Genomic DNA, 19,283 nt, shown 5'->3' on the forward strand with positions numbered 1-19,283 from the left:
TGTTGACTGTCTACTGACAATCTTCAATCCAAAAGGAATTGCTTCATGACCCGGTCAGCAAGCCGACCAGGCACGAGGTCAATCAATAAATTGGCATTGACAATGTGCACGCTGTTGAGTTCTCAAGGACCAGACGCACTCCCCGCTCGACCCATCACAGGTTCCGCCAGAGAGGCATTCGTCTTGTACAACATCCTGGGCGCACAACCAGAGGTCGTGTTTCCGAGGAGTTGGTTGCCTGAGCGGGACCCCGTCCGGACTGCATCTCCAGGTGTTCAACCCGGTGATCGTCTCGGCCGTTCCGTTCTCCGCCTCAGCGGCAACGAGTGATTACTTTACGCAGAGGTGAACGGCAGCGCCAAGCCGGGCCACATCCCGGGCGTGTCGCCCTCTGCGCCGCGGTTGGGTACTCCCCCGGCAATGACGAACGGCCCGCTCCCCACCTGGGGGAACGGGCCGTTCGGGAGCGCTGTCAGTGCCGCGCGATGACCGGGTTCTTGAGCGAACCGATGCCGGAGATGGTGACCTCGACGATCTCCCCGTCGCGGATCTGTCCGACACCCGCCGGAGTACCGGTCAGGATGACGTCACCGGGCAGGAGGGTCCAGATGGAGGACACGAACTCGACGAGCGACGGGATGTCGTGCACCATCTCGTTCGTCGAGGCCGCCTGCCGGAGGTCACCGTCGACGCGGGTCTCGATGCGGATGTCCGACGGGTCGATCTCGGTCTCGATCACCGGGCCGAGCGGACAGAACGTGTCGAAGCCCTTCGCCCGGGTCCACTGACCGTCGCGCGCCTGCAGGTCTCGAGCGGTCACGTCGTTGGCGATCGTGTAGCCGAGGATCACGCTCGCGAAGTCCTCACGCCGGACGTTCTTCGCGAGCGAGCCGATCACGATGGCGAGCTCGCCCTCGTGGTCGACGCGTCCGATGTCGGCGGGGAGGCGGATGGGTTCGTCCGGACCGATCACCGAGGTGTTCGGCTTGAGGAACACCACCGGGTCGTCGCCGGCACGCTCGTCCATCTCGGAGGCGTGCTCCGAGTAGTTGAGCCCGACGCCGATGACCTTCGACCGCGGGATGACGGGGGCGAGGAGCTTGGCGTCGGCGAGTGCCACGCGCTCCCCCGTGGTCTCGAACCCCTGGTACATCGGGTCTCCCGCGAGCACCACCAGAGCGCGCTCGTCGAGGATGCCGTACCGGGGGTCTTCACCCTTGCTGCTGAACCGTGCGATCTTCACCGTTCGACCCTACCCACGCCCGCCGGTCGATCAGGACGCGTCGGTCAGCTTGGTCATCCACCCGTGCGGGTCGGGACGACGGCCGTACTGGATGTCGGTGAGTTCATCGCGCAGGGACATCGTGAGTTCCCCGGCACCCACGGTCGGCGAACCGATCGTGAAGCCGTCGCCCCGGAGTTCGGCGATCGGGGTCACGACAGCGGCGGTCCCGCACGCGAAGGCCTCGGTGATCGACCCGTCGGCGACGCCGTCGCGCCACTCGTCGAGGGTCACGCGGCGCTTCTCGACGGTCAGGCCGCGGTCCTCGGCCAACTGCAGGATCGAGTCACGCGTGATCCCCTCGAGGATGGACTCGGAGTCGGGCGTGACGAGGGTGCCGTCGGACTTGACCAGGACGACGTTCATGCCGCCGAGCTCTTCGAGGTACTTGCCCTCCACCGAGTCGAGGAACATCACCTGCTGGCAGCCGTGCTCGTAGGCCTCTTGCTGGGGCAGCAGCGACGAGGCGTAGTTGCCGCCGGTCTTCGCCGCACCGGTCCCGCCCTTGCCTGCACGGGCGTACTGCGTCGACAGCCAGATCGACACCGGCTTCGGGCCCGAGGTGAAGTACGCACCGGCCGGACTCGCGATGCAGTGGTACGCGACGGCCTGTGCAGCGCGCACCCCGAGGAACGACTCCGTCGCGATCATGAACGGCCGCAGGTACAGGCTGGTCTCGGGCGCCGAGGGCACCCAGTCGACGTCGGTCTGCACGAGCTGCCGGATCGACTCGACGAACGCCTCGACCGGGAGCTCCGGGAGTGCCAGGCGTCGGGCGGACCGCTGGAAGCGTCGCGCGTTGGCGTCCGGTCGGAACGACCACACCGAGCCGTCCGCGTGCCGGTACGCCTTGAGCCCCTCGAAGATCTCCTGGGCGTAGTGCAGGACGCTCGCGCTCGGGTCGAGGGACAGCGGCCCGTACGGGTGGATCGACGCGCTGTGCCAGCCGTCGTCGACCGTCCACTCGACCGTCGCCATGTGGTCGGTGAAGTGCTTGCCGAAGCCCGGGTCGGCGAGGATCTGCTCACGCTCGGCAGCCGCGCGGCGGTCGGCGGACGGGGTGCTGGCGAACTCGAGTCCGAAGGCGGTGTCGGTGCTCATGGGGAGGACTCCTTCTCAGGCGGTGGTGGTGCGTGCCGTGGCCGCGGCGGCGATCGCGTCGCCGATCTCGGCCGTGCGACGCGGCGTGGTGCCCCGGTCGGCGAGGTCGGACTCCACCGCAGCCGTCACCGCGGCCGCCAGGTCACCGCGACCGAGGTGGTCGAGCAACAGGGCGACGGAACGGATCGCTGCGGTGGGGTCGGCCAGCTGCTGACCTGCGATGTCCGGCGCGGAACCGTGGACCGGCTCGAACATGCTGGGGAAGGTGCCGTCCGGGTTGATGTTGCCCGAGGCCGCCAGACCGATGCCGCCGCTGATCGCGCCGGCCAGGTCGGTGATGATGTCGCCGAACAGGTTGTCGGTGACGATGACGTCGAACCGTGCGGGGTCGCGCACCATGTGGATGGTGACCGCGTCCACGTGCTGGTAGTCGACCGTGACGTCCGGGTACTCGGCGCCGACGGCCGCGACGGTGCGCTGCCAGAGGGCTCCGGCGTGCACCAGGACGTTGCTCTTGTGCACGAGGGTCAGGTGGCGACGCGGACGTCGGTCCGCCAGCGCGAAGGCGTACCGCACGACCCGCTCGACACCGAAGGCGGTGTTCAACGAGACCTCGGTCGCGATCTCGTGCGGGGTACCGGTCCGGATGGCACCGCCGTTGCCGACGTAGGGCCCCTCGGTCCCTTCGCGCACGACCACGAAGTCGACCTCGCCGGGGTCGGCGAGCGGCGTCGGGACGGCCGGGTGCACCGTCGTCGGCCGGAGGTTCACGTAGTGGTCGAACGCGAAGCGGAGCTTGAGGAGCAGCCCGCGTTCGATGATTCCCCCGGCGAGCCTCGGGTCACGCGGGTCGCCGCCGACCGCTCCGAGCAGGATCGCGTCGTGCTGCGCGATCGCTGCCATGTCGTCGTCGGTCAGGACGTCGCCGGTCTCCAGGTACCGTGCGGCGCCGAGGGAGAACGGGGTCTCCTGCACCACGAGGTCGTCCGGCAGGACCGCGTGCAGGACCTTCAGGGCCTCGTCGACGACCTCGGGGCCGATGCCGTCACCACGGATGACCGCGAGTCGGATCGTCTGCGCGCTGCTCATGTCCGCCACTCCCCTAGAGCGTGATGTCGATCTCGCGGAGCGAGGACGCGTCGATCGCCGAGCGGACGTGCTCGAGGATCTCGGCCGGCACGGGCGAGTCGACCGTCAGGACGCTCAGTGCCTGGCCGCCAGCGGCTTCGCGCGAGATCTGCATCGCGGCGATGTTGATGCCGGCCTGGCCGAACTCCTTGCCGTAGACCGCGACGATGCCGGGTCGGTCGGTGTACTCCATCACGACGTGGTGCCGGTCGAGCGGCACCTCGACGTCGTGCCCGTTGATCTCGACGAGCTTCTCGACCTGCTTCGGGCCGGTGAGCGTGCCGGAGACGCTGATGGCCGGGCCGTCGGACTGGGCACCGCGGATCGTCAGCACGTTGCGGTACTCGGGGCTGTCGGTCTCGGTGATGAGGCGGACGGTGACCCCGCGCTGCTCGGCGATGAGCGGAGCGTTGACGTAGGAGACCTGGTCGCTGACGACGTCGGTGAAGACGCCCTTGAGCGCCGCGAGCTTCAGCACGCTGACGTCGTACTCGGCGAGCTCGCCGTGCACCTCGACGTCGATGCTCGTGACCGGTGAGGTCGCGAGGGCGGTGAAGACCTGGCCGAGCTTCTCGACGAGCGGGATCCCGGGGCGCACGTACGGGTCGATGACCCCGCCGGCGACGTTCACCGCGTCGGGCACGAGCTCGCCGCCGAGGGCGAGACGGACCGACTTGGCGACCGAGACGCCTGCTTTCTCCTGCGCTTCGTCGGTGGAGGCGCCGAGGTGCGGCGTCACGACGACGTTCGGGAGTGCCAGGAGCGGCGAGTCCTTCGGGGGCTCGGCGACGAAGACGTCGAGGCCGGCGCCGGCGATGGTGTTCGACGTGAGGGCCCGGTGCAGGGCGTCCTCGTCGATCAGGCCACCGCGGGCCACGTTCACGACGAACGCGGTCGGCTTCATCAGGGCGAACTGGGCGTCCGAGATCATGCCGAGGGTCTCCGGCGTCCTCGGCATGTGGATCGTGGTGAAGTCCGCCCGACGCAGCAGGTGCTCGAGGGAGACGAGCTCGACCCCGAGCTGCTGCGCACGTGCGGTGGTGACGTACGGGTCGTACGCGATGACCGTCACGCCGAAGGCCTGCAGCCGCTGGGTGATGAGCGCGCCGATGCGGCCGAGGCCGATGATGCCGACGGTCTTCTCGTAGAGCTCGACACCGGTGTACGACGAGCGCTTCCACGCACCGGCGGCCAGCGAGGCGTGGGCGGCCGGGATGTGGCGTGCGAGCGACAGGATGTGCCCGACCGTGAGCTCCGCCGCCGAGATGATGTTCGAGGTCGGGGCGTTCACCACCATCACGCCGGCGGTCGTCGCGGCCTTGATGTCGACGTTGTCGAGGCCGACGCCGGCACGGGCGACGACCTTGAGGACTGGTGCAGCGGCGATCGCCTCGGCGTCGATCTTGGTGGCGGACCGCACGAGGACGGCGTGCGCGTCGGACAGCGCCGCCAGGAGCGCCGGACGGTCGGTGCCGTCCACGTTCCGGATCTCGAAGTCGGGCCCGAGGGCGTCGACCGTTGCGGGCGAGAGTTCTTCGGCGATCAGGACGACCGGCTTCGACACAGCAGCTGTTTCCTCACTCGAGACGGTTGGTATCCCACCATGCTATCGACGCGGGCCGGTGGTTACGACCGCGGGAGCGGTCCTGTGGAGAACCACACGAGGGCAGGAGGCGCGGGGCGGGGCCGCACCGAGCCTCCTGGCCGTGGGCGGGTCGCGTCAGAAGTCCAGCAGCGTCGGGACGAACAGCTGGAGGTCGAGCCAGAGGGCGCCGGCACCCGCGAACGCGACCACGAACACCGCGATCGTGACGGGCAGGCTCGCGCGCCGGGTGATGACGATCGCCGCGACGAACGCGACCGGCGCGATGAGGATGTCGAGCACGAGCCACAGCCACGGGGTGCTGGTCTGCAGCGAGTCGCCGCCCGAGGTCGTCTGGAGGAACGCGTTGAAGGCGTCCACCCGCTGGTTGATCTGCGTGAGGTTGCCGACGGCCTGCACCGTCATGTACGCGAACAGCGCCGCGAACACGACCCAGACCACGATCTTCGCGACCACGGGGGCGCTGCTCCGGCGGGTCGTCGCCGGCACTGCCCCGGTCACCCGAAGCTCCGCGTCAGGAGGAACGGCCAGGGGAAGAGCACGACGGCACCGAGGAGCATCCAGAGCAGGCGTGTCCGCGTGCGGCTGCTGCGCGCCGCCCACAGCACCACCGTGAACCAGAGTGCCGGCGCGAGGATCGCGAGGAAGCGGAGCACCTCGACGAAGAGCGTGAGGACCGTGTCGACGCCGGAGACGTACGCGGTCGACGCGGTGAGGAGCCAGGCCACCGTGTAGAGGAGGTAGAGGCCCCCGAAGACGCCGAACCCGACGAGCGCGCCGGAGGTCTCGGGCGCCTCGGGGTCCCGCTCGCCGCGCTCGCGCACCGCCACCGGGTTGTGCGCCGCGTCGACGTGGGTGGCGTCGTCGGCGTCACCCCAGCTGAGGGCGGCGTCGTCGGTGTCGACGGCGTTCGGCACGTCCGGGTCGATCGACCCGTCTGGTGGGGATGCTGCCGTGGTCATGCCCCGATTCTACGAGGGACACGACACCGGGAGGACCAGCGACGGCCGGGAGGCCGACGTCAGACGTCGGCCGGCTGCGTCGCGAGGACCTCGGCGACGACGTCGCGGACGGCCGGGAAGAGCGGGTGGCTCTCCATCAGGCCCGTGAGGATCTCGGTCAGCGCGTGCGCGGTCGCCCCGGAACGCAGGAGTGCGTGCAGCTCGATCGACTCCGGGTCGTTCTCGTCGTCGAACGCGAGCGCCACGCGGACGGCACCGAGCAGGTGCTCGACGGGCAGGCCGCGCTCGGCCAGCTGCGACGCCGGGCCGACGAAGCGTTCGCGACGGCCGAGCTTGCGGAGCGGGTTGCGGCCGACGCGCGCGGTGGAGTCCGGCAGGTGCGGGTTCGCGATGCGGGAGAGGTTCGCGGCGACGTAGCGCGCGTGGTCCTCGGGGTCGAAGCCGTGCTTCGCGATCAGCAGTGCGGTGGTCTCGGCCAGCACCCCGTCGACCTCGGCGCGGACGGCGTCGTCCTCGAGTGCTTCGCGGATGAGCCGGATGCCCCGCACGTAGCCGTGGTAGGCGGCGGTGGCGTGCGCCGTGTTGACCGTGTAGAGCTTGCGCTCGACGAACGGCTGCAGGTCGTCGACCCAGGTGACGCCTTCGATCGTCGGCGGTTCGGCGTCGGAGCCCAGGAACGGGGTGCGCTCGATGACCCACTCGTAGAACGGTTCGAGCACGACGTCGAGGCCGCCGGACTGACCGAGCACACCGGACTGGTCCGGGACGATGCGGTCGATCGCGCAGTTCGCGAAGACGGCGGCGATGTCGCGGTCTTCGAGGATCGGGGCGCGGCGGATGCTGGCGTGCAGGGAATCGGTCGCGTTGAACGCGTTCTCGCAGGCGACGATCGTGACGTCACCGCGCTCGAGCGGGCGTGCCGCGAGCCCTTCGGCGATGAGCGGCGCGACGAGCGGCAGCGTGCGTGCGCCCACGGCGGTGGTCACGACGTCGGCCTCGGCGATGGCCTGCACCACACGCTCGCGGTCGGTCTTGCTGCTGAGCGCGCGGAACCCGTAGACGAGGTGCTCGACCGGCATCTCGCCGACCTCGTGCACCACGAACCGGCCGGCTTCGTTCAGGGCCGAGACCACGCGTTCGTCGACGTCGACGAAGGTGAGCTCGTAGCCGCTCGCCACGAGGAACTGGCCCACGAACCCGCGCCCGATCTTGCCGGCGCCGATGTGGACCGCTCGCTTCGTCACCGCCATCGAACGATCATCCCATGCTGGTCGGGGCGGTCCTGACCGCGGGTGCGCAGCACGACCGACGGGTGTCGGGAATCGTCCGCGCGCACGGCGGAGGGACGCCGGTCCGCGGCGTCGGGGCTGGAGAAGAGCTGCTGCATAACGTTCGGGTCACATCGCGAGGCGGCGGTGCAGACGCACCGCCGCCTCGACGTCGAGTGGTTCTCGGAAGACTACCGCGCGGCCGAGCCGTCCACGTAGTCGCCGTCGTTCTGCTTCCACGCGAAGAGCGCGCGGAGCTCACGGCCGGTGGCCTCGATCGGGTGGCCCTCGCCCTTGGCACGGAGCGCCTTGAACTCCGGTGCGCCGGCGTCCTGGTCCTCGATGAAGCGCTTCGCGAAGGCACCGTTCTGGATGTCCGCGAGCACCGCCTTCATGTTCTCCTTGACGTCCGGCGAGATCACGCGCGGGCCGGAGACGTAGTCACCGAACTCAGCGGTGTCGGAGATCGACCAGCGCTGCTTGGTGAGGCCGCCCTCCCAGATGAGGTCGACGATGAGCTTGAGCTCGTGCAGGACCTCGAAGTAGGCGATCTGCGGCTGGTAGCCCGCCTCGACCAGGGTCTCGAAGCCGTACTGGATGAGCTGCGAGGTGCCACCGCAGAGGACGGCCTGCTCGCCGAACAGGTCGGTCTCGGTCTCCTCGGTGAAGGTCGTCTTGATGCCGCCGGAGCGGAGGCCACCGATCGCCTTGGAGTACGACCACGCGAGGTCCCAGGCGGAACCGGACGCGTCGACCTCGACGGCGACGATCACGGGGACGCCACGGCCGGCTTCGTACTCGCGACGGACGGTGTGCCCCGGGCCCTTCGGCGCGACGAGCGACACGTCGACGCCCTCGGGCGCCTCGATGTAGCCGAAGCGGATGTTGAAGCCGTGGCCGAAGACGAGCGTCGCGCCCGGCTTGAGGTTCGGGCGGATGTCCTCGGCGTAGACGATGCGCTGGACCTGGTCCGGCGCGAGGATGACGACGACGTCGGCCCAGGCGGTGGCGTCGCCCGGGGTGTGGACCTCGAAGCCCGCCTCTTCGGCCTTCTGCCGGCTCTTCGAGCCCTCCTGCAGGCCGATCTTCACCTCAACACCCGAGTCACGGAGGTTGAGGGCGTGGGCGTGGCCCTGCGAGCCGTAGCCGATGACGGCGACCTTCTTGCCCTGGATGAGCGTCAGGTCGGCGTCGGCGTCGTACACGATGTCAGTCACGAGGGTGTGTCTCCTTGGTTCTGTGGTCGGTGCCGGGCACCATCGGCGCCCGGGAAGGGTGTGACGGGCGCTCAGCGCACCCGGTCGGTGATGCTCTTCGGTCCGCGGCCCATGCCGAGGAGGCCCGCGCGGGCGAGCTCCTTGACGCCGTAGGGCTCGAGCACGCGGAGGATCGCCTGGATCTTGCCGGGGTCGCCGGTCACCTCGACGATCAGGGAGTCGGTCGCCACGTCGACGACCTGGGCACGGAACAGGTTCACTGCTTCGAGCACCGCCGAGCGCGTCTGGTTGTCGACGCGCACCTTCACGAGCATGTGCTCGCGCTGGACCGACTGCGAGAAGTCCAGTTCGACGATCTTGATGACGTTCACCAGCTTGTTGAGCTGCTTCGTCACCTGTTCCAGCGGGAGGTCCTCGACGTCGACGACGACCGTGATCCGGCTGAGGCCGTCCACCTCGGTGTTGCCGACGGCGAGCGACTCGATGTTGAACCCGCGCCGGGCGAAGAGTCCGGCGACACGGGTCAGCAGGCCGGGCTTGTCCTCCACGAGGAGGGAGAGGACGTGGCTCATGCGGTTTCTCCCGTCATGTCGGCGTCCTCGTCGTCCCAGGTGGGCGCGAGTGCCTGGGCGTACTCGATGGACGAGTTGCTGACGCCCTGCGGGACCATCGGCCACACCATCGAGTCACGGCTCACGACGAAGTCGATCACCACCGGGCGGTCGTTGGTCGCGAGGGCGAGCTCGATCGCGGCGTCGACCTCGTCGGCCTTCTCGACCCGGATGCCGAGGGCACCGTAGGCGTCGGCCAGCTTCACGAAGTCCGGCACACGGCGCGAGGCGTGCCCCGTCTCGAGGTCGGTGAAGGAGTGCCGGCCGTCGTAGAACAGCGTCTGCCACTGCCGGACCATGCCGAGCGACGAGTTGTTGATGATCGCGACCTTGATCGGGATGTCGTTGATGACGCAGGTCGCGAGTTCCTGGTTCGTCATCTGGAAGCAGCCGTCGCCGTCGATCGCCCAGACCACACGGTCCGGCTGGGCGACCTTCGCACCCATCGCCGCGGGGACGGAGTAGCCCATCGTTCCGGCGCCACCGGAGTTGAGCCAGGCGTTGGGCCGCTCGTACTTGATGAACTGCGCGGACCACATCTGGTGCTGGCCGACACCGGAGGCGTAGACGGCCTCGGGACCGGAGAGCTCACCGATGCGCTTGATGATGCCCTGCGGCGCGAGGAGCCCGTCGGTCGGCTCGGCGTACCCGAGCGGGAAGTCGGTCTTGAGCTGGTGGAGCTTCGCCCACCACTCGTCGGTCGACGCGCGGTCCTCGACGGCGATGCCGCCCCAGGCGTCGAGCAGGTCGACCAGGACCTCGCGGGCGTCACCGACGATCGGGACGTCGGCGAAGCGGATCTTCGAGATCTCGGCCGGGTCGATGTCCACGTGCACGACCTTGGCGTCCGGCGCGAACTCGTCGGCCTTGCCCGTCACGCGGTCGTCGAAGCGGGCACCGAGGGCGACGATGAGGTCGCTGTCCTGCAGCCCGAGCACCGCGGGCACCGTGCCGTGCATGCCGGGCATGCCGAGGTGCTGCGGGTGCGAGTCCGGGAACGCGCCGCGTGCCATCAGGGTCGTGACGACCGGCGCACCGGTCGCCTCGGCGAAGCGGAGGAGCTCGGCGGTCGCGCGGGAGCGGATGACGCCGCCGCCGACGTAGAGCACCGGACGCTTCGCCTCGGACAGCAGCTGCGCCGCCGCGGTGATCTGCTTGCCGTGCGCCTTGGTCACCGGGCGGTAGCCGGGCAGGTCGATCTTGGGCGGCCACACGTAGGGCGCCGACTTCTGCTGGGCGTCCTTCGTGATGTCCACCAGCACGGGGCCGGGCCGACCGGTCGTCGCGATGAGATGCGCCGCGGCGAGGGTCGCCGGCACGTCGGCCGGGTCGGTGACCAGGAACGAGTGCTTCGTGATGGGCATCGTGATGCCGACGATGTCGGCTTCCTGGAACGCGTCGGTGCCCATCAGCGTCGAGAACACCTGGCCGGTGATCGCGATGAACGGCACCGAGTCCATGTAGGCGTCGGCGATGGCCGTGACGAGGTTCGTCGCACCGGGGCCGGACGTCGCGATGGCGACGCCGACCTTGCCGGACGACGAGGCGTAGCCCTCGGCGGCGTGGCCGGCGCCCTGCTCGTGACGGACGAGGATGTGGCGGATCGTGGTCGACGCCATCAGCTCGTCGTAGAACGGGATGATCGCGCCGCCGGGCAGGCCGAAGACGTCGGTGATCCCGAGGTGCTCGAGCGTCCGGAGGACGGCTCCCGAGCCGGTGAGGATCTCCGGCGACCGGCGTGCACCGGCGGCCGCGGACAACGGAGTTGCTTCCGTGGGCATGAGTGGTCCTTGCCTGAGTGGTGGCGGTGGTGCGGGTGTCGGACGCTAGCCCGTGACCGCGCCCTGGGCGGCGGACTTCACGAGCTTGGCGTACTTCGCGAGGACTCCGCGGGTGTAGCGCGGGGGCAGCGGGGCCCAGCCGTCACGGCGGGCCTCCAGCTCGGCCGGGTCGACCAGTAGGTCGAGCGAGCGAGCCGCGATGTCGACACGGATGCGGTCGCCATCACGAACGAAAGCGACTGGACCTGCGTCCACTGCTTCCGGTGCGATGTGGCCGATGCACAGGCCGGTTGTGCCGCCTGAGAATCGACCGTCGGTCAAGAGTAGTACATCCTTGCCGAGGCCCGCGCCCTTGATGGCCGCGGTGATGGCGAGCATCTCGCGCATGCCCGGGCCGCCCTTGGGGCCCTCGTAGCGGATGACGACGACGTCGCCCTTCTGGATCGTGCCCTCGGTCAGGGCGTCCATCGCCGCACGTTCGCGGTCGAACACGCGGGCGGGGCCCTCGAAGACGGAGGCGTCGAAGCCCGCGGTCTTCACCACGGCACCCTCGGGAGCGAAGGAGCCCTGCAGGACGGTCAGGCCACCCGTCTCGTGGATCGGGTTGTCGAGCGTGCGGAAGACCTCGCCGTCGAGTGCCGGCGGGTCGATCTCGGCCAGGTTCTCGGCGACGGTCTTGCCGGTCACGGTCATGCAGTCGCCGTGCAGCAGGCCCGCGTCGAGCAGCGCCTTCATGATCACGGGGATGCCGCCGTTGCGGTCGACGTCGACCATGACGTACTTGCCGAAGGGCTTCATGTCGGCCAGGTGCGGGACCTTGGAACCGATGCGGTTGAAGTCGTCCAGCGACAGCTCGACCTCGGCCTCGTAGGCGATCGCGAGCAGGTGCAGGATGACGTTCGTCGACCCGCCGAGGGCCATCGCGACGGCGATCGCGTTCTCGAAGGCTTCCTTCGTGAGGATCTGGCGGGTGGTGATGCCGTGCTCGAGCATGTTCACCACGGCCTCGCCGGAGCGGTGCGCGTAGTAGTCGCGGCGACGGTCGGCGCTCGGCGGAGCGGCGGAGCCCGGCAGCGACATGCCGAGGGCCTCGGCCACACTCGCCATCGTGTTCGCCGTGTACATGCCACCGCAGGCGCCCTCGCCCGGGACGATGGCGCACTCGATCTTCTTGAGCTCTTCCTCGCTCATGGTGCCGGCCTTGCAGGCACCGACGCCCTCGAAGGAGTCGATGATGGTGACTTCCTTCATCGTGCCGTCGGCCTGCTTCACGTAGCCCGGCATGACCGAACCCGCGTACAGGAACACGCTCGCCAGGTCGAGTCGCGCGGCGGCCATCAGCATGCCGGGGAGCGACTTGTCGCAGCCGGCGAGCAGGACGGTGCCGTCGAGGCGCTCGGCGTTGACGACGGTCTCGACGCTGTCCGCGATGACCTCACGCGAGACGAGGGAGAAGTGCATGCCCTCGTGGCCCATCGAGATGCCGTCCGAGACGGAGATGGTGCCGAACTGCAGCGGGTAGCCGCCACCGGAGTGCACGCCCTCCTTCGCACCCTGCGCGAGGCGGTCGAGCGACAGGTTGCACGGCGTGATCTCGTTCCACGAGGACGCGATGCCGATCTGCGGCTTGCTCCAGTCCTCGTCTCCCATACCGACGGCCCGCAGCATGCCACGCGAGGTGGTTGCTTCGATCCCGTCGGTGACGACCCGGCTGCGCGGCTTGACGTCGATATCAGGCATGGGATGAGTCTAGGACGCTTTGGGATACCAGCCGTGCACCCCCGTGCTTTCTCATGCTCGGGGGCCGTGATCAGCGGGTGGCGCGCAGCCTCGCCAGCTGCTTCAGGACCCCGGTCAGTGCCGCCGGGTCGGCGATGCGGTACCCGGCCCGGGTCTCCCCCGGCCCGACCTTCACCCCGACGTCGCCGTCGCCGAGCACGCGGAAGGCGTCCTCGTCGGTGACGTCGTCGCCGGCGAAGAACACCGCGTCGGCACCGTGCAGCTCGCGGAGCCGGGCGATCGCGTCGCCCTTCGTGACGTGACGCACCGCGAACTCGACGATGTCCTTGCCACCGCGCTCGAGCACCTCGGGGTCGGCCTCGTGTGCCGCGCGGCTCGCCGCCGCGTTCGCCTCGGCCGCGACCTCGGCGGAGACGCGGCGCGTGTGCACCCCGTGCCCGGCGGGCTTGTGCTCGATGACGACGCCCGGGAACCGTTCGCCGACCGCGTCGAGCGCCGCACCGATCCGTGCCACACGCTCGACCTCGTCATCGGACAGCGCGGCCTCGTCGTGGCCGTCCACGCGCCACTCGACGCCGTGCGAGCCGACGAGCGCCATGTCCTCGGGTGCGTGGGTCACCGCGGCCAGGCTGACGAGGGGACGCCCGGACACGAGCACCACCTCGGTGTCCTTCGCACGGTGCAGGGTCAGGACAGCGGCCCACGACCCGGGCAGCGCGCCGACCTGCGAGGGGTCGTCGGCGAAGGGGGCCAGCGTGCCGTCGAAGTCGAGGGCGACGATCAGTCGCGGCGCAGCCGCGAGCGTCTCGAGGGCCGCGTCGATGGCGGACTGGTCGGTGGCGGTCTCAGTCATCACGTGCCTCCCGGGTGTCCTCGGCAGCCCTGGCGGACTGGGCGTCCTGGTCGAAGATCGACATGTTGTCGGTCTGCGCCTCGCGGTGCTGCTCGCGCGGGTCGGCGGCGGACGGGTCGATCTGGGCGTTCCGCGGCGCGTGCCGGTCGAGCGCCTCGAGGAACGAGCGCGACCAGCGCGCCACGTCGTTGTCGCGGACGCGCTTGCGGAGCGCGCGCATGCGCGTCGACCGCTCGCGACGCGGCATCTGGATGGCGCGCTCGATCGAGTCCTTCAGCGCACCGATGTCGTGCGGGTTGACGATCACGGCCTGCTTGAGCTCGTCGGCGGCGCCGGCGAACTCGGACAGGATGAGCACCCCGTCGTTGTCGAAGCGGGCGGCGACGTACTCCTTCGCGACGAGGTTCATGCCGTCGCGCAGTGCGGTGACGAGCATGATGTCGGCGGCCAGGTAGAGCGCCACCATCTCCTCGCGCGGGTAGCCGTGGTGCAGGTACGAGATCGGCTGGTGGCCGATGACGCCGAGGTCGCCGTTGATGCGGCCGACGCTCAGCTCGATCTCGTCGCGGAGCGCCGCGTACGAGTCGACACGCTCCCGGCTCGGGCTCGCGACCTGGATCAGGGTGGCGTCCTCGACCGCGATGCGGCCGTCCTCCACCAGCTCGCCGAAGGCCTTGATGCGGTGGCGGATGCCCTTGGTGTAGTCGAGCCGGTCGACGCCGAGCAGCACCGTCTTCGGGTTGCCGAGGCTCTCGCGGATCTCGCGCGCACGCTCCTGCACCTCGGGCTTGCGGGCGATCGCCTCGAAGCTCTCGGCGTCGATGGAGATCGGGAAGTGCCTGGCCTCGACGTGGCGGACCGTGATGCCCTTGCGGCTGCGCGGGGCTGCCGGGTCGTCCACCGGGACGTCGATCGTGGTGCCCTTGGTCGTGTAGCCCTTGATGTGCCGGACCGCTCGGAGGAAGTCGCTGGCGTCGTCGTGACGCTGGAAGCCGATGACGTCGGCGCCGAGCAGCCCGTCGAGGATCTGCGCACGCCACGGCAGCTGCGCGTAGATGCCGACCGGCGGGAACGGGATGTGGTTGAAGAAGCCGATCGTCAGGTCGGGGCGCTTGGCGCGGAGCAGGGCCGGCACGAGCTGCAGCTGGTAGTCCTGCACCCAGACGATGCCGTCCTGCTCGACGATCTCGGCGATCTGCTCGGCGAAGCGCTCGTTGACCCGCTTGTACGCGTTCCACCAGTCGCGGTGGTAGCTCGGGTGCTCGATGACGTCGTGGTACAGCGGCCAGAGCGTGTCGTTGCTGAAGCCCTCGTAGTACTCCTCGACGTCGTCGTCGGAGAGCGGGACGGGGACGATGTGGATGCCCTCGTTGTCGAACGGTGCGACCTCGACCTCGGCCTGCCCCACCCAGCCGACCCAGGCTCCGTCGTTCGCGCGCATCACGGGTTCGAGGGCGGTGACGAGGCCACCCGGCGAGTGCCGCCAGCCCTCGTTGCCGTCCTGGTCGACGACGCGGTCCACCGGGAGTCGGTTGGAGGCGACGACGAACGAGTAGCGGGTCTGTTCGGTGCGGTCTGCAGGCATGGGGTGGTGTGATCTCCGTTCCGCCCGGCCGGGGCCGGGTGCGTCGGGTGCGTCGGGTGCGTCTTGCGTCGGTGCGTCGGGTGCGACGGCCGGCGTGGTGCGCCGGGTGGTCCGGCGTGCTGCGCCGGGTGCGCTGCCGAAGTTACCAGCGTGGGGACAGCGTATTCACGGCGGATCGGCGGTTCCGCTACGCTGCAGGCACGTGTCGGGGGGACACGGGTGCTGGAGTGCGGCGCCGGCCTCCCGGTCGGAGAGGACCCCAGCCGTGAGCGAGAACCCGCCCAACCAGCCCGTCCCGCCGTCGCAGCCCGGTCCGGGCCAGCCCGGTGCCGGCCAGCCAGGATCGGGCCAGCCCGCTTCGGGCCAGCCCGCTTCCGGCCAGCCCGCCTGGAACGGTCAGCCCGCCTGGCAGCAGCAGCAGCAGCAGCAGCCTGGAGGCCCGCAGCAGTGGTCGGGTCAGCCCGCCCCCGCCGCGCAGCCGTCCGATGCGTTCGGTCGCTTCCTGCGGTCCGTGTCCGGCCGCGACTGGCTCGCGGCCGTGCTCGCCGCAGTCGGCGGCTGGGTCGCGGCGTACGTCGTCGCAGGGCTCTCGCTGCTCATCACCGTCGGACTGCTCGCGTCGGGCGGCAGCGGGTCGGCCGCTCCGTCCACCGGGTCCGGCACCGACCTCGGCGCGGGCTCGGCCCCCGACGTGGAGTCCCTGCTCTCCGGCGTGAGCGTCCTGCTCGGCGCGCCGGCGCAGCTCGTGGCCCTCGCCGACCTCGGCCGACTGCACCTGTCCGGGTCGATCGGGTTCCTCGGTTCCGGCTCGGGCTCGCTCGCCGTGGTGCCCGCGCTGGTGCTCGCCGCGCAGGTCGTCCTGGCCGTCGTGCTCACCCGCCGTATCCGCACGCGTGGCCTCGGCCGCACGCAGGTGCTCGTCACCGCGGTGGTCTCCGGCCTCGTCACCACCGTGCTCACGAACGTCGCCGCCGGCCTCTTCGCGATCCGGTTCCCGTCGGTGTCCGGCGCGGTCATCGAGCCGGTGCACGCCGTCGGTTTCGGCAGCATCATCGGTGCGTTCGTCATCGGGGCCCTGGCGGCACTCCTCGCCCGGCCCTCCGTCCTCGCCGGGCGCAACGTCTTCACCGCCCGCCTGCTCGGCACGCTCCGGGTCGCCGCGTCGCAGCTCACGGTCCTCGTCGTGCTGGTCGCCCTCGTCGTCATCGTCGTCGCCCTGATCGCCCAGCCGTCCTACGGCTCCGCGTTGCCGCTCCTGCTCGGCAACGTCGCGATCGGACTGACAGCGCTCGGGTTCTTCGGTGGTGTGGGGACGTCCGGCTTCGGGTCCGCCAGCGACACCGCCTCGGTGTTCGGCGGAGCCGGCGGCTGGACCTGGCTCGTCGTGCTGTTCGTCGTCGTCACCTCGGTCGCGGCCGGGCTCGCCCTCGCCGTCCGCCGCAACGACCGGATCCGCACCACGCTCGACTGGGTCGTCACGCCGCTGGTGTGGTTCGCACTCGGTCTGCTCTCCTTCGTCCTCGGCACCGGTGTCGTCTCGTACCAGGTGAGCAGCACGAGCTCCGTGGACGGGTCGGGGTCGATCGGCATCGCACCGTGGACGCCGATCGTCTTCGCCCTGTGGGGCGGCGCGATCGAGGTCGTCGCCCGGTACCTCGCCCCGGTGCTCCTGCCCCGCCTCGGCGGAGCCGTGGTGCTCCGGACGTCCCGCCTGGTCGGAGCGGACCCCCGCCCCGTCGTGCCGCCGGCGTTCCCGGCCGGGCCCGCCGCCGGCCAGGGTGCGCCCGTCGCGCCCACCGCGACCGTCGACCCAGCCGCGCCCGGTGCGCCCGGCGCTCCCGTTGCGCCCGGCGCTCCTGCCGCCGCCGACGCACCGGCTGCCGCCGCGTGGAACACTCCCCCGGCCGCCGACCAGCACGTGCCGTACCCGCCGGCCGGGCCCGCCCAGGAGCCCGCGTACGGCGTGCAGTCGATCTCCGGCGCGCAGCCGGCGGCCGGGTCGCAGCCGCCCTACGGCACGCAGCCCCCGTACGGCGCACAACCGGCCGACGGGTCGCAGCCGTTCATCGGCGGTGGTGCCCCGGCTCCGGCACCGATGTCCCCGCGGGCCAAGAAGATCCTGGTCCGTTCGCTCATCGCCGGTGGCGCCGTCATCGTCGTCGTCATCGCCGGTGCGGTCACGACGAGCGTCCTCCGCGCCAACGTCTGGGGTCCGGCGCCGACCGTGAAGTCCTACGTGCAGGCCATCGCCAGCGGTGACGCCGACACCGCCGCCGACCTGAGCGAGATCCCCGACGACGCGGCGATGCTCGACTCGAAGGTGCTCGGGAGCGCGAAGGACCGCCCGTCGGACATCCGCGTCGGCCGGGTCGCCCGGACCGGTGACACCGCCATCGCCACCCTGAGCTACACCCAGGACGGCAAGAACCGCTCCGGCCAGGTGTCGCTGCGGCGCACGGGCACCTCGTTCCTGGTGAAGGACGAGTGGCGTGTCACGCAGCCGCTGGCGCAGCAGGTCACCCTGACGGCCTCCGACGTCCTCGAGGGCGCTCCGGTGACCGTCGGCGGCAAGGAGATCGGGGAGATCAGCGACGGCAAGTTCACGTCCCTCGCCTACCCCGGCACCTACCAGGTCTCGGTCGGCGGGACGAAGTACTTCACCGGCGGCACCGAGAAGGTCGCCGTGGGCGCGGTCACGTCCGGCTACGTCGACTTCGCGCCGAAGGCGACCAAGGCGCTCGAACAGGACGCCGAGCAGTACGTGACCGACCTCATCGACGACTGCGCCGAGAAGACCGAGCTCCGGGCCCTGAGCGGCTGCCCCTGGTACGGGCCCTACGACGCCGACGGCGGCGTGCAGTACGACGTCACGTCGATGCCCGAGCTGGAGGTCGAGGCGTCCCGCGCCGGCATCGTGATGGTGACGAGCACGAAGGACGGGAGCGTCTCGTACGGCTACACCTCGTACCTCGGTGACAAGAAGCGCGGCGAGGACTCGTTCAGTGTGAACCAGTACCTGAAGGTGGAGGACGGCAAGCTCGTCTCCGCCTACTGAGCAGGAGCCAGCTGAGCCGGAGCCGACCGAGCGGCTCCGCAGCACCACGACGGCCGACCCGGGACCTCCCGGGTCGGCCGTCTCAGTAGGCTGACGAGCATGGTCAGGACACGGGCGTGGTGCAAGGGCGACACGGTCGAGCGGGACTTCCCCGTCGACCGGATCTCCGACCTCGTCGCCGACCCGGACACCTTCGTCTGGATCGACTACACCGACCCGACGGCGGCCGACCTCGAGCAGATCGAGGAGGAGCTCGGCATCCACGCGCTCGCCGTCGAGGACGCCGTCGAGCACGGACAGCGGCCGAAGCTCGACCGGTACCGGGACAGCCTGTTCCTGGTCGTCTACGACGTGGGCGGCACGGACGACGAGGGTGACCTGATCACGCACGAGGTCAAGGCCTTCGTCACCGAAAGGGCCCTCGTCACCATCCACGGGTCCGACGTCGACACCACCCCGATGGAACACCGGCTCACGGCGAACTCCGACATCGCCGAACACGGCGTGCCCTGGCTCGTCTGGGCGCTGCTCGACGCGGTCGTCGACCGGGCCACCGACACCGTCGAGGACCTCGAGCGGCAGATCGATGCGCTCGAGGACGACCTGTTCGAACCGGGCGACCCCCGCGAGCAGCAGATCCAGCGGCGGTCGTTCCGGCTCCGCAAGACCCTCGGGGTGCTCCGGCGGCTGGTCGTCCCGACGCGGGACAGCGTCGCCTCGTTGCTGCACGGTGACGCGGAGACGATCTCGAACGGCATCCGGCCGTACTTCCGCGACGTCGAGGACCACCTGGTCTCGATCGCCGACTCCGTCGAACAGCTCCGTGACGCCGTGTCGAGCGTGCTCGACACGACCCTGAACCTGGCGTCGAACCGGCAGAACACCGTCATGAAGAAGGTCACGAGCTGGGCGGCGATCATCGCGATCCCGACCGGTGTGACGAGCTTCTTCGGGCAGAACGTGGAGTTCCCGGGCGAGGGCGCCTGGAGTGGTCTCTGGGCCTCGCTCGCGATCATCACCGCGTCGTCGCTCGTGCTCTACCGCGTCTTCAAGACCCGCGACTGGCTCTGACCGCGCACGGCACCGGTACCGGCACC

Annotated in this window: 15 protein-coding genes; 2 read left to right on the top strand and 13 right to left on the bottom strand. The window is 70.2% G+C overall.

Features of this window, described 5'->3' with window-relative positions; translation table 11 throughout:
* Positions 1 to 472: 472 nt before the first annotated feature.
* The 13 genes from DEJ21_RS13930 to otsA form a co-directional block, all read right to left on the bottom strand.
* Complete coding sequence (locus DEJ21_RS13930) at positions 473 to 1,243, bottom strand: fumarylacetoacetate hydrolase family protein (protein WP_027466538.1); 771 nt, start codon at positions 1,241 to 1,243, stop codon at positions 473 to 475.
* 30 nt (positions 1,244 to 1,273) lie between these two features.
* Complete coding sequence (locus DEJ21_RS13935; protein WP_111224987.1) at positions 1,274 to 2,383, bottom strand: branched-chain amino acid aminotransferase; 1,110 nt, start codon at positions 2,381 to 2,383, stop codon at positions 1,274 to 1,276.
* A 15-nt stretch (positions 2,384 to 2,398) separates the two neighbouring features.
* Positions 2,399 to 3,472, bottom strand: a complete 1,074-nt coding sequence (locus DEJ21_RS13940; RefSeq protein ID WP_110862911.1) for a 3-isopropylmalate dehydrogenase — start codon at positions 3,470 to 3,472, stop codon at positions 2,399 to 2,401.
* A 13-nt stretch (positions 3,473 to 3,485) separates the two neighbouring features.
* Positions 3,486 to 5,075 (bottom strand): phosphoglycerate dehydrogenase, encoded by a 1,590-nt coding sequence (gene serA / locus DEJ21_RS13945; protein WP_111224988.1) that lies wholly within the window; start codon positions 5,073 to 5,075, stop codon positions 3,486 to 3,488.
* A 156-nt stretch (positions 5,076 to 5,231) separates the two neighbouring features.
* Entirely contained in the window at positions 5,232 to 5,615 is a 384-nt protein-coding gene (locus tag DEJ21_RS13950; protein WP_146247795.1) for a hypothetical protein, read from the bottom strand.
* A complete protein-coding gene (locus DEJ21_RS13955; RefSeq protein ID WP_111047588.1) occupies positions 5,612 to 6,076 on the bottom strand; it encodes a hypothetical protein in 465 nt (154 codons plus the stop codon). The genes DEJ21_RS13950 and DEJ21_RS13955 overlap by 4 nt, the downstream gene beginning before the upstream one ends.
* A 59-nt stretch (positions 6,077 to 6,135) precedes the next feature.
* Complete coding sequence (locus tag DEJ21_RS13960; protein WP_071405813.1) at positions 6,136 to 7,326, bottom strand: mannitol-1-phosphate 5-dehydrogenase; 1,191 nt, start codon at positions 7,324 to 7,326, stop codon at positions 6,136 to 6,138.
* A gap of 209 nt (positions 7,327 to 7,535) precedes the next feature.
* Positions 7,536 to 8,561: a ketol-acid reductoisomerase gene (gene ilvC / locus DEJ21_RS13970; protein WP_027466530.1), complete on the bottom strand. Its 1,026-nt coding sequence runs from the start codon at positions 8,559 to 8,561 to the stop codon at positions 7,536 to 7,538.
* A gap of 71 nt (positions 8,562 to 8,632) precedes the next feature.
* Positions 8,633 to 9,133 (bottom strand): acetolactate synthase small subunit, encoded by a 501-nt coding sequence (ilvN, locus tag DEJ21_RS13975; RefSeq protein ID WP_017888842.1) that lies wholly within the window; start codon positions 9,131 to 9,133, stop codon positions 8,633 to 8,635.
* A complete protein-coding gene (locus DEJ21_RS13980; RefSeq protein ID WP_111024378.1) occupies positions 9,130 to 10,953 on the bottom strand; it encodes an acetolactate synthase large subunit in 1,824 nt (607 codons plus the stop codon). Before DEJ21_RS13980 ends, ilvN begins: the two co-directional genes overlap by 4 nt.
* Positions 10,954 to 10,998: 45 nt before the next feature.
* Positions 10,999 to 12,693, bottom strand: a complete 1,695-nt coding sequence (ilvD, locus tag DEJ21_RS13985) for a dihydroxy-acid dehydratase (RefSeq protein WP_111224990.1) — start codon at positions 12,691 to 12,693, stop codon at positions 10,999 to 11,001.
* A gap of 70 nt (positions 12,694 to 12,763) precedes the next feature.
* Positions 12,764 to 13,546: a trehalose-phosphatase gene (otsB, locus tag DEJ21_RS13990; protein ID WP_111224991.1), complete on the bottom strand. Its 783-nt coding sequence runs from the start codon at positions 13,544 to 13,546 to the stop codon at positions 12,764 to 12,766.
* Complete coding sequence (otsA, locus tag DEJ21_RS13995; RefSeq protein ID WP_111224992.1) at positions 13,539 to 15,131, bottom strand: alpha,alpha-trehalose-phosphate synthase (UDP-forming); 1,593 nt, start codon at positions 15,129 to 15,131, stop codon at positions 13,539 to 13,541. The genes otsB and otsA overlap by 8 nt, the downstream gene beginning before the upstream one ends.
* Positions 15,132 to 15,396: 265 nt before the next feature.
* Here otsA and DEJ21_RS14000 point away from each other — a divergent pair, with 265 nt between their 5' ends.
* Both DEJ21_RS14000 and DEJ21_RS14005 read left to right on the top strand, forming a co-directional pair.
* On the top strand, positions 15,397 to 18,186 hold the full coding sequence (locus DEJ21_RS14000) for a hypothetical protein (RefSeq protein WP_111224993.1): 2,790 nt from the start codon (positions 15,397 to 15,399) through the stop codon (positions 18,184 to 18,186).
* A 99-nt stretch (positions 18,187 to 18,285) separates the two neighbouring features.
* Positions 18,286 to 19,257: a magnesium transporter CorA family protein gene (locus DEJ21_RS14005; RefSeq protein WP_111224994.1), complete on the top strand. Its 972-nt coding sequence runs from the start codon at positions 18,286 to 18,288 to the stop codon at positions 19,255 to 19,257.
* Positions 19,258 to 19,283: the final 26 nt, after the last annotated feature.

It is taken from the genome of Curtobacterium sp. MCSS17_006, from assembly GCF_003234215.1.
In the GTDB taxonomy this organism is placed as follows: domain Bacteria; phylum Actinomycetota; class Actinomycetes; order Actinomycetales; family Microbacteriaceae; genus Curtobacterium; species Curtobacterium flaccumfaciens.